Genomic DNA, 20,583 nt, shown 5'->3' on the forward strand with positions numbered 1-20,583 from the left:
GCGGGTCAGACCGGGAGCGTCCGCGGCTTGAAAGAGGGGCGCTTCGCCTCGTAAGCGGCGATGTCCGACTCGTTCTTCAGGGTGATGCTGATGTCGTCGAGCCCGTTCAGCAGCCGCCAGCGCGCATTCTCATCGAGCTCGAAGGAGGCGGTGATGCCCTCGGCGCGAACTTCCCGCGCCTCCAGGTCGACCGTGATCTCGGCCTGCGGGTCGCTCTCCACGAGCTCCCACAGCGCGTCCACCACCTTCTGGTCCAGAACGACGGTCAGCAGACCGTTCTTCAGGGAGTTGCCGCGGAAGATGTCCGCGAACCGGGCGGAGATCACGGTCTTGAAGCCGTAATTCTGCAACGCCCACACGGCGTGCTCGCGCGACGAGCCCGTACCGAAGTCGGGACCGGCGACCAGCACCGTGGCACCCGCACGCTCCGGTTTGTTGAGCACGAACTCCGGGTCCTTGCGCCAGGCCTCGAACAGACCGTCCTCGAATCCGTCCCGCGTCACCTTCTTGAGCCAGTGAGCAGGGATGATCTGGTCGGTGTCCACGTTCGAACGGCGCAGCGGGACGGCCCGGCCGGTGTGCTTGATGAATGCTTCCATGACTGATCAGACTCCAGCGGGCGTACGGTCGGCGGGCGCATCCGAGAGGTCCGCAGGGGACGCCAGGTGGCCCAGCACGGCGGTGGCGGCGGCGACCTGGGGCGAGACCAGGTGGGTGCGGCCGCCCTTGCCCTGCCGGCCCTCGAAGTTGCGGTTGGAGGTGGACGCGGAGCGCTCGCCGGGGGCGAGTTGGTCCGGGTTCATGCCCAGGCACATGGAACAGCCCGCGTACCGCCATTCGGCGCCGGCGTCCTTGAAGACCTGGTCCAGGCCCTCGGCTGCGGCCTCCAGACCGACCCGGGCCGAGCCCGGGACGACCAGCATCCGCACGCCGTCGGCGACCTTGCGGCCCTTGACGATGTCCGCCACGGCCCGCAGGTCCTCGATGCGGCCGTTGGTGCAGGAACCTACGAAGACGGTGTCGACCTTGACCTCGCGCAGCGGCTGACCGGCCGCCAACCCCATGTACTCCAGGGCCTTTTCGGCGGCGAGGCGCTCCGAAGCGTCTTCGTACGAAGCCGGATCGGGGACGTTCGCGGACAGGGGCGCGCCCTGGCCCGGGTTGGTGCCCCAGGTGACGAACGGGGAGAGGTCCTCGGCCTTGATGAAGACCTCGGCGTCGAACACCGCGTCGGCGTCGCTGCGCAGCGTCTTCCAGTACGCGACCGCGGCGTCCCAGTCCGCGCCCTTGGGGGCGTGCTCGCGGCCCTCCAGGTAGGCGAACGTGGTGGCGTCCGGGGCGATCATGCCCGCGCGGGCGCCGGCCTCGATCGACATGTTGCAGATGGTCATGCGGGCTTCCATCGACAGCTGCTCGATGGCGGAGCCGCGGTACTCCAGGACGTAGCCCTGGCCGCCGCCCGTACCGATCTTCGCGATGATGGCGAGGATCAGGTCCTTGGCGGTGACGCCGTCGGGCAGGTCGCCGTCGACCGTGATGGCCATCGTCTTGGGGCGGCTCATCGGCAGCGTCTGCGTGGCGAGCACGTGCTCGACCTGCGAGGTGCCGATGCCGAACGCCAGGCCGCCGAAGGCGCCGTGCGTGGACGTGTGCGAGTCGCCGCAGACGACCGTCATGCCCGGCTGCGTCAGGCCCAGCTGCGGGCCCACGACGTGCACGACGCCCTGCTCGACGTCGCCCAGGGAGTGCAGGCGCACACCGAAGTCGGCGGCGTTCTTGCGCAGCGTCTCCAACTGCACGCGCGAGACCGGGTCGGCGATCGGCTTGTCGATGTCGAGGGTCGGGGTGTTGTGATCCTCGGTGGCGATGGTGAGGTCGAGCCGCCGCACCTGGCGACCGGTCTTGCGCAGGCCGTCGAAGGCCTGCGGGCTGGTCACCTCGTGCAGCAGGTGCAGATCGATGAAAAGGAGGTCGGGCTCGCCCTCGGCGCGCCGGACGACGTGGTCGTCCCAGACCTTCTCCGCGAGTGTCCTACCCATCGCTTTCCCTCCGGCCGGCGAGTGTGAGCCGGCCCAACTAGAGATTCGGGGATCGCCGACATCCACCCCTCGTACCGGACGCCGACGGCCGGGCCCGCTTGGTCAGCGGACCGGTGTGGCATCCAGAGTGGCAAGTTCCACGGAAAATTGAACTTGCGTTTCACAGAGTGAGACGGGAGTATCGACGCATGGACAACAGTAGCGGCGTCGGCGTCCTGGACAAGGCAGCCCTTGTCCTGGGCGCCCTGGAGTCCGGACCCGCGACCCTAGCTGGCCTTGTCGCGGCCACCGGATTGGCAAGACCCACAGCTCACCGCCTGGCGGTGGCCCTGGAGCACCACCGCATGGTGGCCCGTGACATGCAGGGCCGTTTCATCCTCGGCCCGCGGCTCGCCGAGCTCGCGGCCGCGGCCGGCGAGGACCGCCTGCTGGCGACGGCGGGCCCGGTGCTCACGCACCTGCGGGACGTGACGGGCGAGAGTGCCCAGCTCTACCGCCGCCAGGGCGACATGCGCATCTGTGTCGCCGCGGCGGAGCGGCTGTCCGGACTGCGGGACACGGTCCCGGTCGGTTCGACCCTCACCATGAAGGCCGGGTCGTCCGCGCAGATCCTGATGGCGTGGGAGGAGCCGGAGCGTCTGCACCGCGGCCTCCAGGGCGCCCGTTTCACGGCGACGGCCCTGTCGGGCGTGCGGCGCCGCGGCTGGGCCCAGTCGATCGGCGAGCGGGAGCCGGGCGTCGCGTCCGTCTCGGCGCCGGTGCGCGGCCCGTCGAACCGGGTGGTGGCCGCCGTGTCGGTCTCCGGTCCGATCGAGCGCCTGACCCGCCACCCGGGCCGGATGCACGCCCAGGCCGTCATCGACGCGGCGGGCCGGCTGTCCGAGGCGCTGCGCCGCACGGGCTGATCCCCAACTCCCCCGTTCTCACCACTCATCCCCGGCCGGTCGCTTCAACGCCGCAGCGACCGGCCGGAGTTGTGTCCACCGGTCCCGGGCCCACCCGGACGACGCAGTCCACAAGCAGACGACAAGCAGACGACAAGAGGCCCTTCCCGCACGGGAAGGGCCTCTTCGTCTGGTGGTACCCCCGACCGGATTCGAACCGGCGCTACCGCCTTGAGAGGGCGGCGTGCTAGGCCGCTACACAACGGGGGCCTTGCGGACGGATCCGCGGATGCAGATGAGCTCTGCGAGCTGGCCTACCAGGACTCGAACCTAGAATGACGGTACCAGAAACCGTAGTGTTGCCAATTACACCATAGGCCATGGTGGTTTAGACCATTTTCAGATCTTGACCAGTACCCCCGACCGGATTCGAACCGGCGCTACCGCCTTGAGAGGGCGGCGTGCTAGGCCGCTACACAACGGGGGCCCTAGCGATCCTGCATCAAGGTCGGCGGGAGCTACCCGTACCGTCCTCGCGGGAAGGATCTGTACCCCCGACCGGATTCGAACCGGCGCTACCGCCTTGAGAGGGCGGCGTGCTAGGCCGCTACACAACGGGGGCTTTGTGGATCTGGAATCCACGGGTGCAGATGAGCTCTGCGAGCTGGCCTACCAGGACTCGAACCTAGACTAACGGAACCAGAAACCGTCGTGCTGCCAATTACACCATAGGCCACCGTGACGCCATCCCCGGGGGGATTTCGCTCGGCTTGCGCTTTCGGTTCGGGGCTTTCGGCCCGCTCCCCTCGGCGCAGGAAGAACATTACCCGAAGGTGTCCGGCGCTCCAAAACGTGTATCCCCGGCCAGCAGCGGGGGCAGCTGGTCGAGGCCCGTGATGCGGGTGAGTTCGGGCCGGCCGCCCCGTCCGGCGCGGTCCAGCCAGATGCCGGTGAGGCCCGCCGCGACCGCTCCCCCGGCGTCGGTGTCGGGCTGGTCGCCGACGTACGCGACCTCGTGCGGGGCCAGGCCGAGGCGCGTGCAGACGGCGTGGAAGGCGGCGGCCGCCGGTTTGGCGACGCCCAGTTCGGCCGCGCAGACCACGGCCTCGAAGCGGTCCCGGACGCCGAGGACGCGCAGCTTGCGGTCCTGGTTGTGCAGCGAGGAGTTGGAGAGCACCGCGTGCCGGTGGGTGCGGGCGAGGGCGTCGAGGGCGGGCACGGTGTCCGGGAAGAGCGCCCAGGCCGCCTCGTAGTGGCCCAGGTAGCGGGCGAACCAGGCGTCGGCCTCCGGGTCCGTGAGCGCGCTCCCCACGAAGGCGCGCACCCGGTCCCTGCGCTGGCCCTCCCAGTCCGTCTCGCCCGCCTCGAAGCGCGCCCAGTGCTCACGCGTCAGCGCCTGCCAGCGGGCGAGGGCGTGCCCGGCGCCCGCGTGGGCGTCGAGCAGGCGTTCGGCGGCGAGGTGGGCGCGCATGCCGGTGGTGTCGGCGGTCGCGTAGTCGAACAGCGTGTCGTCGATGTCCCAGACGACCGCCTTGATCGGCGAGGACGGGTGAGCGGGCGGCGGCATGCGACGACCGTACGTCGGCCGGGGCGCTCTCAGCCGGCGTCCGGTTCCTCGATGACGAAGAAGTCCGTGACGAAGCAGGCCACCTCGCCGCTCGCGGTGCGGCCGATCCAGGTGGGGTACGCGCCGTCGCCCCAGCCGGAGCCGAACGCGGCGACGGTGTGGCCGGTGGACGGCGAGGTGACCAGGTAGGGGCCCGGCGCGTGGTCGTGCGCCTCGAAGGCGTCCCACAGCGGGCCCTCGTCGCCCTCGCACTCGGGGAAGGAGGCGTCGGACTCGGCGTCGTAGAAGCTGCCGGTACCGGCGTCCACGCCGTAGCCGAAGTACTCGTCGTCGCTGAGGTCGGCGGTGTCCTGGCCGGGCTGGAGGGCGTGTTCCCAGGACGCCACGGGCTCGTCGCGTATGACCAGGCGGGCGGCGGCCACCCGCTCGTGGGGCTGGTCGGACGGCGGTTCGCCGGGGGTGACGAGGGTGGCGACCGCGGCGTCGACGCGGTAGCGGCCGGGCTCCACCGCGACCGCGAAGGGCTCGTACTCGCCGGAGCCGAGCGCGATGAACGGATCGCCGGCGACGACCCGGCCCGAGGGCAGCCACAGCTCTCCGGCGGTGCGGACGTCGACCGTGCCGACCAGGCCCGACGGCAGGGTGAAGGTGTGACCGGCGGTGAAGTAGCGCGCGTAGTCGCGAGCGGGCATCGGCATGGCGGGGCTCTCCGGGAGGGGCGGGGCGGGAGGTGGCGGGTGACGTCTGCACCGTAGTGTCCGGCGCCGACAACGCCGGAGGGGCGGCCCCGGATCGACCGGGTGCCGCCCCTCGGGCGCGAGATCGCTTACGCGGCGAGCTTCGCCAGGGCCGCGTCGATGCGGGCCAGCGTGCTGTCCTTGCCCAGGATCTCCAGGGACTCGAACAGGGGCAGGCCGACGGTGCGGCCGGTGACGGCGACCCGGACCGGGGCCTGGGCCTTGCCGAGCTTGAGGCCGTGGGCCTCGCCGGCGGCCAGGACCGCTTCCTTGAGGGACTCGGGGGACGTCCAGTCGGCCGCTTCGAGCTTCTCGCGGGCGGTGACGAGCAGGGCGTCGGAGCCCTCCTTCATCGCCTTCGTCCAGCTCGCCTCGTCCGTGGCGGGCTCGGGGAGGAAGAGGAAGTCGACGTTGTCCGTGATCTCGGAGAGGACCTTGAGGCGGGTCTGGGCGTGCGGGGCGATCGCCGCCCACTTGGCCTCGTCGAAGTCCTCCGGGGCCCACGGCGCGAACGGCGCCCGCAGCCAGGGCTCGCAGCGGGACGCGAAGTCCTTGGGGTCGAGCAGGCGGATGTGGTCGCCGTTGATCGACTCGCACTTCTTGAGGTCGAAGCGCGCCGGGTTCGGCTGGACGTCCGCGACGTCGAAGGCGGCCACCATCTCGTCGATGGAGAAGATGTCGCGGTCCGCCGAGAGGGACCAGCCGAGCAGCGAGAGGTAGTTGAGCAGGCCCTCGGGGAGGAAGCCGCGCTCGCGGTAGAGGTTGAGGCTGCTCTGCGGGTCGCGCTTGGACAGCTTCTTGTTGCCCTCGCCCATGACGTACGGGAGGTGGCCGAAGAGCGGGGTGTACTTGGCCAGGCCCAGCTCCTGCAACGCCTCGTAGAGGGCGATCTGGCGGGGGGTGGAGGAGAGCAGGTCCTCGCCGCGCAGGACGTGGGTGATCTCCATCAGGGCGTCGTCGACCGGGTTGACGAGCGTGTACAGCGGGGCGCCGTTGGCCCGGACGATGCCGTAGTCCGGCACGTTCTCCGGCTCGTAGGAGATGTCGCCGCGGACCAGGTCCGTGAACGTGATCGTCTTGTCGGGCATCCGGAAGCGGATGATCGGCTTGCGGCCCTCGGCCTCGTAGGCGGCCTTCCGCTCGGCGGACAGGTCGCGGCAGTGGCCGTCGTAGCCGGACGGCTTGCCGGCGGCGCGGGCGGCGTCGCGGCGGGCGTCCAGCTCCTCCGTGGAGCAGTAGCAGGGGTAGGCCCGGCCCGCGGCGATCAGCTTGTCGGCGACGTCGCGGTAGATGTCCATGCGCTGCGACTGCCGGTACGGGGCGTGCGGGCCGCCGATCTCGGGGCCCTCGTCCCAGTCGAAGCCGAGCCAGCGCATCGCGTCGAGGAGCTGCTCGTACGACTCCTCGCTGTCGCGGGCCGCGTCGGTGTCCTCGATGCGGAAGACCAGGGTGCCCTGGTGGTGGCGCGCGAAGGCCCAGTTGAACAGGGCGGTGCGGACCAGGCCCACGTGCGGGTTGCCGGTGGGCGAGGGACAGAAACGGACACGGACGGGAGACGCTGCTGCGCTAGCCACGCTTGACAACCTTGTTGGTGAGAGTGCCGATGCCTTCGATGGTGACGGCGACCTCGTCGCCGACGTGCAGGGGGCCGACCCCTTCCGGGGTGCCCGTGAGGATGACGTCGCCCGGCAGGAGCGTCATGGCCTCGGAGATGTTGACGATCAGGTCCTCGATGGACGTGATCATGTCCGACGTGCGGCCGAGCTGGCGCTGCGTGCCGTTGACCGTGCACTGGATCGTGAGGTCGGACGCCTGGGCCAGGGAGAGGTCGGTCTCGACCCAGGGGCCCAGCGGGCAGGACGTGTCGAAGCCCTTGGCGCGGGCCCACTGCTTCTCGCGCCTCTGGACGTCGCGGGCGGTCACGTCGTTCGCGGCCGTGTAGCCGAAGACGACGTCCTTGACGCGCTCGCGGGGGACCTCGCGGCACATCCGGCCGATGACCACGGCCAGCTCGGCCTCGTGGTGCAGTTCCTCGGAGAAGGCCGGGTACTGGATCTGGTCAGACGGGCCGATGACCGAGGTCGACGGCTTGAAGAAGGCGAAGGGGGTGTCCGGGACCTCGTTGCCCAGCTCCTTCGCGTGCTCCGCGTAGTTGCGCCCGAAGGCGATCACCTTGTTCGGGAGCACCGGGGGCAGCAGCCGGACCTTGTTGAGCGGGACCTTCGTACCGGAGAGCTCGAAGTCCGCGAACGGGATGCCCTTGATGATGTCGAGGACGAGTCCGTCGGTGGTCCCGGGTGGGCTGTCGCCCTCGACCGCGCCGAAGGCGACGTTCCCGTCGATGGAGAATCTGGCGATGCGCACGGGTGGCTGCGCCCCTTTTGCTTGCGTTGGGCCCGGGTGGGAGGTGACCGGTCCAGGCTAACGCGGTGGGGCCCCGCCGGGCGCGTCAGGCGGCCGGGGTGATCTCCGGGGCGACCATCAGGATCGTGCGCCGGGGGTTGGCCGTGTTCGCGGGCAGCGTGACCGAGTGTTCCGGGACGGCCGGCGCGGCCTGGATCTCGTCGGCGTCCTTGAGGTGCGCCAGGGTGGTGCGGCGCGGGTTGGCAAGGTTGAGGGAGATCATCGTCGTCTTCATGAGAGTGCTCAGGAACCTTCTCGGTTGTCGGGCGGGCCATCCCTGTAAAGCGTCAGGCTAAACATCTGATTCCCGCCGAAAGGCGGGAAGTTGTGATCCACCCCGTGTGAGTTTGCTCACGGGATGGCGGGCAAATGGGACACATCGGCCGGTCGGGGTCGCGCGGTGAAACGGACATTGCGTGACTGAAGCCATCATTCCGCTGCCGATCATGGCGACTGGGACACCCCCCGGCCGTAAGTGAAAAGTCCGGCGATGCCCGTTTTTCACTAGATCATCTTCTACGTGAGGTGACCCTTCCTGCACATGCCGTCACGACGGGTGCGCCGGATCGCTCGGCCCTTGTTGGAGATCCTGCACTGTGCTGGAATTCCCGGGACCGTCGCGGGATCGAACCGGCGCACCGGGCGCGAGACCGCGCCGGACTGCGGCGGGGAGGGGGAAGCCAGCGCCGGTCACTCACGACCAAACTGGGGGGCGTTCAGGTCGCCCCTCGAACTACGCCGACACCGCCTTGTCCGTGCTCACGGACGGGGCGCCTGGTCCAGAGGTTGCGACGCTAGTGCAGGGACGTAAGAACAGGGATGGCAGCGCTGCGGCGGAGCCGGAGCCGCGCGGCGGGACCGGCCCGATAGCCGACGGTTCCCAGCCCCCGCACGCCCAGAACCCGGGGCGCACCGCGTCCGTCGACGTCGGCGAGCGCGAGACGCGCTCGGCCACGGCCGGCGGACCCGCCGCGCCCGCTCCGCCCCAGGCCGCCAAGCCCAAGGCCCCCACCGGGCCCGGCTCCCGGGTGGCCCTGCGCAACTGGCGCATCTCGACCCGTCTGGTGTCGCTGCTCGCCCTGCCCGTCGTCGCGGCCACCTCGCTCGGCGCCCTGCGCATCGCCGAGTCCCTGAACGAGATCGATCAGCTCGACAACATGAAGTTGTTGACCGAGATGACGAAGCAGGCCACCTCGCTGGCGTCGGCGCTCCAGACCGAGCGCGACCAGTCGGCGGGCCCGCTGGCCAACGACCCGAAGGCCGCGTCGACCAACTACGACGTGAAGCAGGCGCGCCAGCAGACCGACAAGGCCAGGACCGCGTTCCTCGACGGGACGTACGCCGTCGACGGCGACGACGAGTCGAGCCTCAAGGGCGTCCGCGACCACGCCGTCCAGATCGCCACCCAGCTCAACGAGCTGAAGAAGATCCGCACCGAGGCCTACGCCAAGGGCCGGCCGACCTCGCAGACGGTCGAGGCCTACAGCCGCATCATCGACAACCTGCTCTCGCTCTCCACCGACATGGCGCAGGCGACCAGCAGCCCCGAGATGATCGACCGCACGCGTTCGCTGGCCGCGTTCTCCAACGCCAAGGAGTACGCCTCCGAGCAGCGCGCCATCATCGCGGCCGCCCTGCCGGAGAACGGCAAGACGTTCGGCTCGCTGACCGAGAGCGACCGGCTCTACGGCCAGGCCGCCCTCAGCGACCAGGTGAACGCGATCACCTCGTTCCGCACGGTGTACGGCGGGTCCGCCGCGGCGGAACTGCTCAAGCCGATCACGGACAACAACGCCACCAGGAAGGCGGCGGACAACTACGCGGACCGGGTCTTCTCCCGGACCGACGGCATCAAGACGCAGGACAAGCGCTCGTACCGGGACTGGTACGACTCCGACACCGCGCGCATCACGCAGATGTCGACCATCGAGACGACGCTGCTCAACGAGATGGAGCAGCAGGCCCGCGAGCTGCGCAGCGCCTCCGAGCGTCAGGCGATCATCAACGGTGCGCTGATCCTGCTCGTGCTCGGCGTCTCGCTCGTCGGCGCGTTCGTCGTGGCGCGGTCCATGATCCGCTCGCTGCGCCGGCTCCAGGACACCGCGACCAAGGTGGCCCAGGAGCGGCTGCCCGAGCTGGTCGCGCAGCTGTCCGAGTCGGACCCGCAGGACGTCGACACCTCCGTCGAGTCGGTCGGTGTGCACTCCCGGGACGAGATCGGCCAGGTGGCCGCGGCCTTCGACGACGTGCACCGCGAGGCCGTGCGGCTCGCCGCCGAGCAGGCCCTCCTGCGGGGCAACGTCAACGCGATGTTCACCAACCTCTCGCGCCGCTCGCAGGGCCTCATCCAGCGCCAGCTCTCGCTCATCTCCGAGCTGGAGTCCCGCGAGGCCGACCCCGACCAGCTCTCCTCCCTGTTCAAGCTCGACCACCTCGCGACCCGCATGCGCCGTAACGGTGAGAACCTGCTGGTCCTCGCCGGTGAGGAGCCCGGCCGTCGCTGGACGCGGCCCGTGCCGCTCGTCGACGTGCTGCGTGCCGCCGCGTCCGAGGTGGAGCAGTACGAGCGCATCGAGCTGGCCTCCGTGCCCGCCACGGACGTCGCGGGACGCGTCGTCAACGACCTCGTGCACCTGCTCGCCGAGCTGCTGGAGAACGCGACGTCGTTCTCGTCGCCGCAGACCAAGGTCAAGGTCACCGGTCACGCGCTGCCCGACGGCCGCGTCCTGATCGAGATCCACGACACCGGCATCGGCCTCTCCCCCGAGGACCTCGCCGCGATCAACGAGCGGCTCGCGTCGCCGCCCACCGTGGACGTGTCGGTCTCCCGCCGCATGGGTCTGTTCGTGGTCGGCCGGCTGTCGCAGCGGCACGGCATCCGCATCCAGCTCCGTCCGTCGGACTCCGGCGGTACGACGGCGCTGGTCATGCTGCCGGTCGATGTCGCCCAGGGCGGCAAGAAGCTGCCCGGCAAGCCCGGTGGCCCGGGCGGCTCCGGCGGTCCCGCCGCCGCGCAGGCGGCGGCCGGTGTCGCCGCCGCGCGCCGCGGGGTCGGTCCGGGCGGTCCCGCCGCCGGTGGTCCCGGTGGCCCCGGCTTCGGCGGTCCCGGTTTCGGTGGTCCCGGTGCGGGCGGTGCGGGCGGCGGCAACGCGGGCCGGCTCGGTGCCGGTCCCGGCGCGTCGCGGCCGCAGGTCGGCGCGGGCCAGAACGGTCCGCGCGCGGCGCTGCCCGCCCGCGACGGCGGCGCTCAGGCGCAGGGTCCGCAGACCCCGCAGCCGGTGCGCGCCCAGCAGAACGACCCGCAGGGGCCCGGCGTCTTCAACGCGCCGGCCCCGGTCCCGCCGCAGCAGCGCACCCACAGCGCCCCGGGCGACCAGGGCCGCGGCCCGGGTCAGAACCAGGGCCAGAACCAGGGCCAGGGTCAGAACCAGGGCCGCGGTGGACGTCCCGTGCTGCCCCCGCGCGGCGGTCCGCGCGCCGAGCTGCCGGGCGGCAACCCGGCGCCGCGCGTGCCGAGCTGGAGCGACGAGAACGCGCAGCCCAGCCTGGACGCGCCGCGCGGTCACGAGGAGACGGACTCCGTCGACTCCACCACGCAGTTCCCGCAGATCCAGGGCGACCTCCAGGGGCCCGGCCAGGGTCAGGCCCGGCACCCGGGCCAGGGCACCGGCCAGTTCGTCCGCTCGGACGTGTTCGGCGGCGCCCCCAACGGCGGCGCCCCGGGCTCCGGCCCGCGCCAGGGCGGCCAGCCGCAGACCAACGGCGGCGCGTACAACGGCGGGGCGTACGACGACGGCCAGGACTTCGGCGCCTTCCGGGACAACGGCCGGCAGGACCGCCAGGACCAGTCCGCGTCGACGGGCCAGTTCCCGACCGGTCAGCTCCCGGCGGGCCAGTACGACACGGGCCGGTCCCCGGCCGATCAGTACGACACGGGCCAGTTCCCGGCCGGTCAGTACGACACGGGCCAGTTCCCGGCCGGTCAGTACGACGCCGGTCAGGGCCGGGACCAGTACGGCACCGGTCAGTACGAGCGTCCGCAGGACCCCGCGAGCACCGGCCAGTTCGAGCGTCCCGACGCTCCGCACCGGCGCGACGACTACGGCAACCAGGGCTACGGCGCCGGGGACGGCACCGGCAACGGCGTCCAGGGCTTCGGCGATCAGGGCCGCGGTCAGGACCAGGGCCTTCCGGCGCAGCCCGCGCAGCAGCAGGGCTACCTGCCGCCGGCGGACCAGCCGGGCGACGGGCGTACGCCGCTGTACGACACCCTGGAGACCAACTGGTTCCACGGACAGCAGCAGGCCCAGCAGGCACAACAGGCCCAGCAGCAGGCGCCGCAGCAGGGCCGCCCGCAGGACCAGCCGCAGCGGCAGGGGCAGCAGCTCCCGCAGCGCGGCGGTCCGCAGCAGTCCGCGGCGCCGTCCCAGCCGCAGGCCCCCGTACCGCCGCAGCGGATGCGGGCGCGGGCCCCCGAGGCCGCGCCGGCCGTGCCCGACGCCGGGCAGGACCAGGCGAACTGGCGTCAGTCCCCGAACGACGAGCTGATGCGTCAGGCCGAGCGGGTGCGCAAGCCCGCCGCGGGCGGCGTCACCGTCTCGGGTCTGCCGCGCCGTGTCCCGCGGGCGAACCTCGTGGCGGGCACGGCCCAGGAACAGCAGCAGCACCAGGCCGGACCCCAGGTCTCGCGCGCGCCCGACGACGTGCGCGGACGGCTGACCAATCTCCGTCGGGGCATCCAGCAGGGCCGACAGGCCGGGACCGACGGCCAGACCGGCAGTCACCCTCGCCCCACTCACCAGCAGGAGCGTTAGTTGAGCCAGATGAGCCAGGCGGCACAGAACCTGAACTGGTTGATCACCAACTTCGTGGACAACACCCCGGGTGTCTCGCACACGGTGGTGGTGTCCGCGGACGGTCTGCTGCTCGCGATGTCGGAAGGGTTCCCGCGCGACCGCGCGGACCAACTGGCGGCCGTCGCCTCGGGGTTGACCTCGCTGACGGCCGGGGCGTCGAGAATCTTCGAGGGCGGTCCGGTGAATCAGACGGTCGTGGAGATGGAGCGCGGCTTCCTCTTCATCATGTCCGTCTCGGACGGCTCGTCGCTGGCCGTGCTCGCACACCCCGAGTGCGACATCGGCCTCGTCGGGTACGAGATGGCGCTCCTCGTCGACCGCGCGGGCGCCGTCCTCACCCCGGACCTGCGCGCCGAGTTGCAGGGCACCCTGCTGCACTGACCGGCCGAAGACCCGTGTGACGGCCGGTAACCCCGGCCTCGCGCCAAGTCTTACGCACCACCAGCCTCGAATGCCACAGCACTTACGTAACCCCCGTCCGGCCGTCACAACTCCCCCACCGGCCCACCCTCAGACGGCAGGCCCTCACCCCGCCGTCCCGCCCGGAGGATCCATGACCCCGCCCACCGCTCCTCACGATCCGTACGGCAGTGCCGCACATGCCGGTTACGGTCATGAGGGCGACCAGCCGCTGGTCCGCCCCTACGCGATGACCGGCGGCCGGACCAGGCCGCGCTACCAGCTGGCCATCGAGGCGCTCGTCTCCACCAGCGCCGACCCGGCGCAGCTGGTGACCCTGCTCCCCGAGCACCAGCGCATCTGCCACCTGTGCCGCGAGGTCAAGTCGGTGGCCGAGGTGTCGGCGCTGCTGTCGATGCCGCTCGGTGTGGCCCGGATCCTCGTCGCGGACCTCGCGGAGGCCGGGCTCGTCGCCATCCACCAGCCGGGTGGCGACGAGGCCAACGGCGGTGCGCCGGACGTGACTCTGCTCGAAAGGGTGCTCAGTGGACTTCGCAAGCTCTGACGGCGCGCTCGGCGCGGACCCCCGTCCCACCACATCGGCGAAGATCGTGGTGGCGGGCGGCTTCGGCGTCGGCAAGACCACGTTCGTGGGTGCGGTCTCCGAGATCAATCCGCTGCGCACCGAGGCCGTGATGACCTCGGCCAGCGCCGGGATCGACGACCTCACGCACACGGGCGGCAAGACGACCACGACGGTCGCCATGGACTTCGGCCGCATCACGCTCGACCAGGACCTGATCCTGTACCTGTTCGGCACCCCGGGCCAGGACCGCTTCTGGTTCATGTGGGACGACCTGGTCCGCGGCGCCATCGGCGCCGTCGTCCTCGTCGACACCCGCCGCCTCGCCGACTGCTTCCCCGCCGTCGACTACTTCGAGAACTCCGGCCTGCCCTTCGTCATCGCCCTCAACGGCTTCGACGGACACCAGCCCTACACGCCCGACGAGGTCCGTGAGGCGCTCCAGATCGGACCCGACTCGCCGATCATCACCACCGACGCGCGACACCGTGCGGATGCAAAGAGTGCCCTGATCACACTGGTCGAGCACGCGCTGATGGCCCGGCTCAAGTAGCCGGGAACTGCCGGAAACCGGCCACCAAGTGGCTGAAAACATACGGCAGTTGCGGGAGGCCCTTCGGGGGGCCCTGTGGCCTTTGACACGCGGGGCCTCTGTGTTCATAACGTTTCGACAGAGAATTGCAGGGGTCCCACCACGGGTCGCGCACACCCGGTTCCACTGCGCTCACAAGAGCCCCGCCTTTTGGCGGGGCTCGCTCTTTATGACCGTTTTATCTAGGGCATGGATCACCTGGAGGTTCCGCTTCCGACTGTTTGGAAGTGCGCCTCCTGACGTGCTGGAATGCGCTGAACTGCCCAGTAAGAACGGGCCTGGAGACATACCGCGGCACAACGTAGGTGCCGACGCCGAGAGGTTGTTGGTCGAGTGAGGCGAAGCACGAACGGCCCCGAGCCCGCGTCGGCGGCACGGGGCAACTTCACCCCGCCGCCGCGCACAGCGGCGTCGGCCGCCCCCGTGGCCGAGACCGTGGCGCCGGCTCCGTCCGGCGGACGGATGTCACCGCGCAACTGGCGGGTGCCCACCAAGCTGAACGCGATCCTGCTGATACCCGTCCTGGTCGCACTCGTGATGGGCGGCTTCCAGGTCAAGGGCTCGATCGACACCCTGAACGAGGCGCAGGACGCGGAGAAGACGGCCCGGATCGTCAAGGCCGCCGCCGCGTACGGGCAGGCGCTGCTCAACGAGCGCGACCTGTCGGCCCAGCCGATCCTGTCCGGCGAGCGCGACTCCGCGACCGTGAAGAAGCTCTACGCCGCCACGGACGACGCCAAGACCGCGTTCGCCGAGGAGGTCAGGGGCGCCCCCGACAACGCCGGGCTCCAGCGCCGGCTCGGCCTGATCGAGAAGGCCGAGCCGCAGCTCGCCGTCCTGCGCAAGAAGGCGTACGGGCGCGACATGGACCCGGTGAAGACGGAGGAGGGCTATGTCTCCGTCCAGCACTACCTCATGGAAGTCGCCAATGAGCTGAACCTCGGCAACAGCAACGTGACCGCGTACGGCCGGACCGTGTACGCGATCCAGCTGGCCAAGGCCGCCGAGTCGCTCAACCGCTCCATCGGCATGCACCTGCTGGTGCGGCCCAGCACCGACAAGGCGACGTTCCAGCGCCAGGTCGTCTCCTTCAACTCGTACACCTATCTGGAGGGCATCGCGACGCAGGAGTTCGTCTCCGGCGCCGAGCCCTCGGACGTCGCCAACCTCAAGAAGGTCTTCCAGCAGAAGGCCGCCGAGGGCGTCCAGGAGTACCCGGCGCTCGTCCGGAGCCAGGCGGCCAAGGGCAACAAGCTGCCCACGAAGCTGCCCAGCAAGGACGGCAGCGTCTACGACGGCATGGTCGCCGCGGTCGCCCAGGGCCAGAGCCCGCAGGCGCTCGCCGCCAAGGGCGTGACGCCCGAGACCTGGCAGTACGCCACCACGAGCAAGTTCGACGGGTACACCGAGGTCGAGAGCGAGCTGATCGACCGGGCCGTGACCGACGCCTCGGGCATCGCCGACGACGCCCAGCGCGACGCGTACATCACCGCGGGCGCCACCGTGCTCGCCGTCCTCGCCGCGTTCCTCATCGCCGGGCTCATGGCCCGCCAGATGTCGCGCTCGATGCGCCGGCTGCGCTCCGCCGCCTTCGACGTGGCCGAGCAGCGGCTGCCGTCGCTCGTCGACCAGCTCTCGCGCACCGAGCCGGGCCGGGTGGACACCCGCGTCCAGCCCATCCCGATCACCACCACCGACGAGATCGGCGAGGTCGCCCGCGCCTTCGACCAGGTGCACCGCGAGGCCGTCCGGCTCGCCGCCGAGCAGGCCCTCCTGCGCGGCAACATCAACGCGATCTTCACCAACCTCTCGCGCCGCAACCAGTCCCTGATCGAGGGGCAGCTGACCCTCATCACCGACCTGGAGAACAACGAGGCCGACCCGGACCAGCTGGAGAGCCTCTTCCGCCTGGACCACCTCGCGACCCGCATGCGCCGCAACGGCGAGAACCTGCTGGTCCTCGCCGGCGAGGAGCCCGGCCGCCGCTGGGACCAGCCGGTCCCGCTGGTGGACGTGCTGCGCGCCGCCACCTCCGAGGTGGAGCAGTACGAGCGCATCGAGTTGCAGGGCGTGCCGGAGGCCGACATCCACGGCCGCGCGGTCACCGACCTCGTGCACCTGCTCGCCGAGCTGTTGGAGAACGCGACCTCGTTCTCCTCGCCGCAGACCAAGGTCCGCGTCACCGCGACCCGGCTGCCCGACGGCCGCATCATGATCGAGATCCACGACAAGGGCATCGGCCTCACCGCCGAGGACTTCGCGGACATCAACCACAAGCTGGCCAACCCGCCGACCGTGGACGCCGCGATCTCCCAGCGCATGGGCCTGTTCGTGGTCGGCCGGCTCTCCGACCGGCACAGCATCCGCGTCCAGCTGCGCCCCTCGGGCGAGCAGGCGGGCACCACCTCGCTGGTGATGCTCCCGGACGTGATCACGCACGGCGGCAGCGGCGACCACCAGCACGGCGCCGGCGGCGGCGACTTCACCGTCTCCACGATGATCCCGCAGCAGCCCGCCTTCGAGAAGGCGCCGCTGCGCACCGCCGCCGAGCTCGGCTTCGACGACAGCCGCTACGAGGTCCCGGACGACGCCCGCGAGCTGGACCCGGTCGGCCGTTCCCTGATGCGCGAGGAGCGCCGGGCGGCCCTGGAGGCCCAGACGCAGGGCGCCGAGTACACCGACGAGGGCGACCGGCCGCTCTTCCGCGACGAGGTGCGGCAGCCGGGGCAGGACCAGGGCGGCTCCGGCTATCCCGAACAGGCCTCGTACGACGGTCAGCAGTTCGGGTACGACGACCAGCAGCCGGCCGCGTACGACGAACAGCAGCAGCCGGGCTACGACGGTCTGCCGCAGGGCGGGTACGCCGATGTGCAGCAGTCGGGCTACGACTACCCCGCTCCGGCGCAGGACGGCCACCCCGCCGCCGGGCCGGGCGGTTACGCCCCGGACTACGGCCCGCAGGGCGGCTATGCGGAGGACCGGCCGAACGGCTTCAGCGCCTTCCAGGAGCCGCAGCGGCAGGCCGAGTGGCAGGTCCAGGAGGGGTACCAGGACGACTTCCGCTCCTCCTACGCACCGGAAGCGGAATCCGCGCAGGACCCTGCCGCGGTGGAGCGGGACAGCGTAGGCTTCGACCCGCACACTCCCGCGTCGCCGGCCGGTCCCTCCCCCTCCGTCGCGCACGACATGACCGACGCCGGTCTGCCGCGCCGCGGATCCAGCGCCCCCCAGCGCGAGGAAACCCCGGCACCGGACAGCGGCGAAGGCGACAGTGACACCTGGCGCTCGGCCAACGACGCGCGCTGGGAGCGTGCGGAGTCGCTGAAGCGTCCGAAGGCGGGCGGAGTCACCTCCTCCGGCCTTCCGCGCCGGGTGCCCAAGGCCAACCTGGTCGAGGGCACCGCGGAGACGACCTCGCAGGGCGGTCCCCAGATCTCCCGGGCCCCCGAGGACGTCCGGGGCAGGCTGAGCAACCTGCGCCGTGGCGTGCAGCGGGGGCGCAATGAAGGCAACAGTGATACGAACGGCCAGGTCGACGGGTATCCCGACGGACCTGACAGCACCTACAACCAGGAGCGTTAGTGTGAGCCCGATGAGCCAGGCGGCACAGAACCTGAACTGGTTGATCACCAACTTCGTGGACAACACCCCCGGGGTGTCCCACACGGTGGTGGTCTCCGCCGACGGACTCCTTCTGGCGATGTCCGAAGGGTTCCCCCGCGACCGTGCCGACCAGCTGGCGGCGGTCGCCTCGGGTCTGACCTCGTTGACGGCGGGCGCGTCCCGCATCTTCGAGGGTGGCTCGGTGAACCAGACAGTTGTGGAGATGGAGCGGGGATTCCTCTTCATCATGTCCATTTCCGATGGTTCTTCGCTCGCCGTCCTCGCACACCCGGAGGCGGACATCGGCCTCGTCGGGTACGAAATGGCACTTCTCGTCGACCGCGCGGGCACCGTTCTCACGCCCGACCTGCGTGCGGAGCTTCAGGGGAGCCTTCTCAACTAACAGACAGGCGGTGCGTTTTCGCGCTCCGTGGCCGTAAGGTTTCGGGACGCGGCTCCACAGTGATGGTGCCCAGCGCAGTCGGAGGAGGAAGTACGTGTCTGGTTCAGCAACACCCCCGAGCGGTTCGTCGGCCGATTGGCCGCCCTACGGCCCTGCCCAGGGCCAGGCCGGCACGGGCGGTCGTGGTCGTGAGAACGGGTCGCCGAACCGGTACAACTTCCCTTCCGCGCCGAGCCACGCCCGGCCGACCCGGCAGCCCGGTCCCTACGACCAGCCGTCGGCGCCGCGCATCCAGCCCGTGCAGCCGCAGCCGCGCCCCCACGCGAATCCCGCACCCCCCGCGAAGAACAACCCCCTGGTGCGCCCGTACGCCATGACGGGCGGCCGCACCAGGCCGCGATACCAGCTCGCCATCGAGGCGCTGGTGCACACCACCGCGCAGCCGCACCAGTTGCAGGGCCAACTGCCCGAGCATCAGCGGATCTGCCACCTGTGCCGGGAGATCAAGTCGGTGGCCGAGATCTCGGCCCTCCTGACGATCCCTCTCGGCGTGGCCAGGATTCTCGTCGCGGACCTCGCGGAGGCGGGCCTGGTCGCCATCCATCAGCCCGGCGGCGACGAGAGCGCCGGCGGTCAGCCAGACGTGACATTGCTCGAAAGGGTGCTCAGTGGACTTCGCAAGCTCTAGCGGAGGGCCGGCAACTCCAAGTCGTTCCACCACGTCCGCGAAGATCGTGGTGGCGGGCGGATTCGGCGTCGGCAAGACGACCTTCGTCGGTGCCGTGTCGGAGATCAACCCGCTGCGCACCGAAGCCGTGATGACCTCGGCGAGTGCGGGGATCGACGACCTGACGCACACCGGGGACAAGACGACCACGACGGTCGCCATGGACTTCGGCCGCATCACGCTCGACCAGGACCTGATCCTGTACCTGTTCGGCACCCCGGGCCAGGACCGCTTCTGGTTCATGTGGGACGACCTGGTCCGCGGCGCCATCGGCGCCGTCGTCCTCGTCGACACCCGCCGCCTCGCCGACTGCTTCCCCGCCGTCGACTACTTCGAGAACTCCGGCCTGCCCTTCGTCATCGCCCTCAACGGCTTCGACGGCAGCCAGCCGTACAACCCGGACGAGGTGCGCGAGGCGCTCCAGATCGGCCCGGACACCCCGATCATCACGACGGACGCCCGGCACCGCGCAGACGCCAAGTCGACGCTGATCACGCTCGTCGAGCACGCGCTCATGGCACGGCTGCGCTAGCGGCGCCCCGCCCAGCAGACCAACGGCGTGAGCCCCGTCCCTTCAGGGACGGGGCTCACGCCGTTGGTGGCGGGGCTGCTAGCCCTGCCAGGAGTGCGGGGCGCGGAAGCCGTGCTGGCGCTCCAGGCGCCGCCACCCGGCCCGCGACTGGCGGGTCGTCGTCGGGGCGGGCGGCTGGGCGGCGGCGCGGGCGACGAGGAGGGCGGTGATGGCCGCGACCTCTTCGGGCTCGGCGTTGCCCTTCTCTACGCGGATGTCGGGCATGGACATGGGGCAGGTCTCCTACGACTAGGGGCCGCTACTGCGGCGGGTTGCCGTGCTTGCGGGACGGCAGGTCGGCGTGCTTGGTGCGCAGCATGGCCAGGGACCTGATGAGCACCTCGCGGGTCTCGGCGGGGTCGATGACGTCGTCGACCAGGCCGCGCTCGGCCGCGTAGTAGGGGTGCATCAGCTCGGCCTTGTACTCCTTGACCATCTTCTGGCGCATGGCCTCGGGGTCCTCGGCCTCGGCGATCTGGCGGCGGAAGATCACGTTGGCCGCGCCCTCGGCGCCCATGACCGCGATCTCGTTGGTGGGCCAGGCGTAAGTGAGGTCGGCACCGATGGACTGGGAGTCCATGACGATGTAGGCACCTCCGTACGCCTTGCGGAGAATCAGGGAGATCCGCGGGACGGTGGCGTTGCAGTACGCGTACAGCAGCTTCGCGCCGTGGCGGATGATCCCGCCGTGCTCCTGGTCGACGCCGGGCAGGAAGCCGGGCACGTCCAGGAGGGTCACGATCGGGATATTGAAAGCGTCGCACATCTGCACGAATCGGGCAGCTTTTTCGGAGGCCTCGATGTCCAGGACCCCGGCGAGCGCCTGCGGCTGGTTGGCGACGATGCCGACGACCTGGCCGTCGAGCCGGGCCAGGGCGCAGATGATGTTGCGCGCCCAGCGCTCGTGGACCTCCAGGTAGTCGCCGTCGTCGACGAGCTCCTCGATGACCTTGGTCATGTCGTAGGGGCGGTTGCCGTCGGCGGGGACGAGGTCCAGGAGGACGTCCGAGCGGCGGTCCGCCGGGTCGTCGGACTCCACCGTCGGCGGGTTCTCCCGGTTGTTCTGCGGGAGGAGCGAGATCAGGTAGCGGACCTCGGCGATGCAGGTCTCTTCGTCGTCGTACGCGAAGTGCGCCACGCCGCTGGTCTCGGCGTGCACGTCGGCGCCGCCCAGGCCGTTCTGGGTGATGTTCTCGCCGGTGACCGCCTTGACGACGTC

18 protein-coding genes and 5 tRNA genes are annotated in these 20,583 nt (G+C 70.7%); 9 read left to right on the top strand and 14 right to left on the bottom strand.

All coding sequences use genetic code 11. The features are described 5' to 3' along the window. Positions 1-5: 5 nt before the first annotated feature. Both leuD and leuC read right to left on the bottom strand, forming a co-directional pair. Positions 6-599, bottom strand: a complete 594-nt coding sequence (gene leuD / locus ACIP5K_RS28930; RefSeq protein WP_401414184.1) for a 3-isopropylmalate dehydratase small subunit — start codon at positions 597-599, stop codon at positions 6-8. A 6-nt stretch (positions 600-605) separates the two neighbouring features. After that, entirely contained in the window at positions 606-2,039 is a 1,434-nt protein-coding gene (leuC, locus tag ACIP5K_RS28935; protein ID WP_401414186.1) for a 3-isopropylmalate dehydratase large subunit, read from the bottom strand. Between the two features lie 188 nt (positions 2,040-2,227). Between leuC and ndgR the strand changes: the two genes are divergently transcribed. Then, on the top strand, positions 2,228-2,944 hold the full coding sequence (gene ndgR, locus ACIP5K_RS28940) for an IclR family transcriptional regulator NdgR (RefSeq protein ID WP_055552755.1): 717 nt from the start codon (positions 2,228-2,230) through the stop codon (positions 2,942-2,944). 173 nt (positions 2,945-3,117) lie between these two features. Here ndgR and ACIP5K_RS28945 read toward each other — a convergent pair. The 10 genes from ACIP5K_RS28945 to ACIP5K_RS28990 all read right to left on the bottom strand — a co-directional run bounded on the left by ACIP5K_RS28945 (position 3,118) and on the right by ACIP5K_RS28990 (position 7,865). Continuing rightward, a tRNA-Glu gene (locus ACIP5K_RS28945) sits at positions 3,118-3,193 on the bottom strand. A 39-nt stretch (positions 3,194-3,232) separates the two neighbouring features. Beyond that, positions 3,233-3,304 (bottom strand) — tRNA-Gln (locus tag ACIP5K_RS28950). Between the two features lie 33 nt (positions 3,305-3,337). Further along, positions 3,338-3,410, bottom strand: a tRNA-Glu gene (locus tag ACIP5K_RS28955). 62 nt (positions 3,411-3,472) lie between these two features. Beyond that, a tRNA-Glu gene (locus tag ACIP5K_RS28960) sits at positions 3,473-3,545 on the bottom strand. A 42-nt stretch (positions 3,546-3,587) separates the two neighbouring features. Further along, positions 3,588-3,659 (bottom strand) — tRNA-Gln (locus ACIP5K_RS28965). Between the two features lie 87 nt (positions 3,660-3,746). Further along, entirely contained in the window at positions 3,747-4,490 is a 744-nt protein-coding gene (locus ACIP5K_RS28970; RefSeq protein ID WP_401414187.1) for an HAD family hydrolase, read from the bottom strand. A 29-nt stretch (positions 4,491-4,519) separates the two neighbouring features. Further along, positions 4,520-5,188, bottom strand: coding sequence for a DUF4241 domain-containing protein (locus ACIP5K_RS28975; protein WP_401414189.1), 669 nt, complete (start codon positions 5,186-5,188; stop codon positions 4,520-4,522). A gap of 128 nt (positions 5,189-5,316) precedes the next feature. Beyond that, positions 5,317-6,801 (bottom strand): glutamate--tRNA ligase, encoded by a 1,485-nt coding sequence (gene gltX, locus ACIP5K_RS28980; protein ID WP_401414190.1) that lies wholly within the window; start codon positions 6,799-6,801, stop codon positions 5,317-5,319. After that, a complete protein-coding gene (locus ACIP5K_RS28985; RefSeq protein WP_401414192.1) occupies positions 6,794-7,591 on the bottom strand; it encodes a fumarylacetoacetate hydrolase family protein in 798 nt (265 codons plus the stop codon). Before ACIP5K_RS28985 ends, gltX begins: the two co-directional genes overlap by 8 nt. Before the next feature lie 85 nt (positions 7,592-7,676). Further along, entirely contained in the window at positions 7,677-7,865 is a 189-nt protein-coding gene (locus tag ACIP5K_RS28990; protein ID WP_401414194.1) for a hypothetical protein, read from the bottom strand. Between the two features lie 562 nt (positions 7,866-8,427). On the opposite strand from ACIP5K_RS28990, the gene ACIP5K_RS28995 reads away from it, so the two are divergent. The 8 genes from ACIP5K_RS28995 (at position 8,428) to ACIP5K_RS29030 (ending at position 19,325) form a co-directional block, all read left to right on the top strand. Then, entirely contained in the window at positions 8,428-12,444 is a 4,017-nt protein-coding gene (locus tag ACIP5K_RS28995; protein ID WP_401414195.1) for a nitrate- and nitrite sensing domain-containing protein, read from the top strand. 9 nt (positions 12,445-12,453) lie between these two features. Then, positions 12,454-12,867 (top strand): roadblock/LC7 domain-containing protein, encoded by a 414-nt coding sequence (locus tag ACIP5K_RS29000; protein WP_111668161.1) that lies wholly within the window; start codon positions 12,454-12,456, stop codon positions 12,865-12,867. Between the two features lie 172 nt (positions 12,868-13,039). Further along, the gene (locus ACIP5K_RS29005) at positions 13,040-13,450 is read left to right on the top strand and encodes a DUF742 domain-containing protein (protein ID WP_351450404.1); all 411 of its coding nucleotides are present in this window, start codon (positions 13,040-13,042) and stop codon (positions 13,448-13,450) included. Continuing rightward, entirely contained in the window at positions 13,431-14,021 is a 591-nt protein-coding gene (locus tag ACIP5K_RS29010) for an ATP/GTP-binding protein (RefSeq protein ID WP_111668159.1), read from the top strand. Before ACIP5K_RS29005 ends, ACIP5K_RS29010 begins: the two co-directional genes overlap by 20 nt. 372 nt (positions 14,022-14,393) lie before the next feature. Next, positions 14,394-17,642, top strand: coding sequence for a nitrate- and nitrite sensing domain-containing protein (locus tag ACIP5K_RS29015; protein ID WP_401414197.1), 3,249 nt, complete (start codon positions 14,394-14,396; stop codon positions 17,640-17,642). A 10-nt stretch (positions 17,643-17,652) separates the two neighbouring features. Further along, complete coding sequence (locus ACIP5K_RS29020; RefSeq protein ID WP_033321188.1) at positions 17,653-18,066, top strand: roadblock/LC7 domain-containing protein; 414 nt, start codon at positions 17,653-17,655, stop codon at positions 18,064-18,066. 94 nt (positions 18,067-18,160) lie between these two features. Continuing rightward, complete coding sequence (locus ACIP5K_RS29025) at positions 18,161-18,754, top strand: DUF742 domain-containing protein (protein WP_401414199.1); 594 nt, start codon at positions 18,161-18,163, stop codon at positions 18,752-18,754. Next, positions 18,735-19,325, top strand: coding sequence for an ATP/GTP-binding protein (locus tag ACIP5K_RS29030; protein WP_111668156.1), 591 nt, complete (start codon positions 18,735-18,737; stop codon positions 19,323-19,325). The genes ACIP5K_RS29025 and ACIP5K_RS29030 overlap by 20 nt, the downstream gene beginning before the upstream one ends. A 78-nt stretch (positions 19,326-19,403) precedes the next feature. Here the strand turns inward: ACIP5K_RS29030 and ACIP5K_RS29035 are convergent, their stop codons facing one another. Beyond that, positions 19,404-19,595: an acyl-CoA carboxylase subunit epsilon gene (locus ACIP5K_RS29035; protein ID WP_401414201.1), complete on the bottom strand. Its 192-nt coding sequence runs from the start codon at positions 19,593-19,595 to the stop codon at positions 19,404-19,406. Positions 19,596-19,623: 28 nt separating this feature from the next. After that, positions 19,624-20,583: acyl-CoA carboxylase subunit beta (locus tag ACIP5K_RS29040; RefSeq protein ID WP_401414203.1), on the bottom strand; the 960-nt coding region annotated here is incomplete at its 5' end.

The organism is Streptomyces sp. NPDC088785 (genome assembly GCF_044750685.1).
GTDB lineage: Bacteria > Actinomycetota > Actinomycetes > Streptomycetales > Streptomycetaceae > Streptomyces.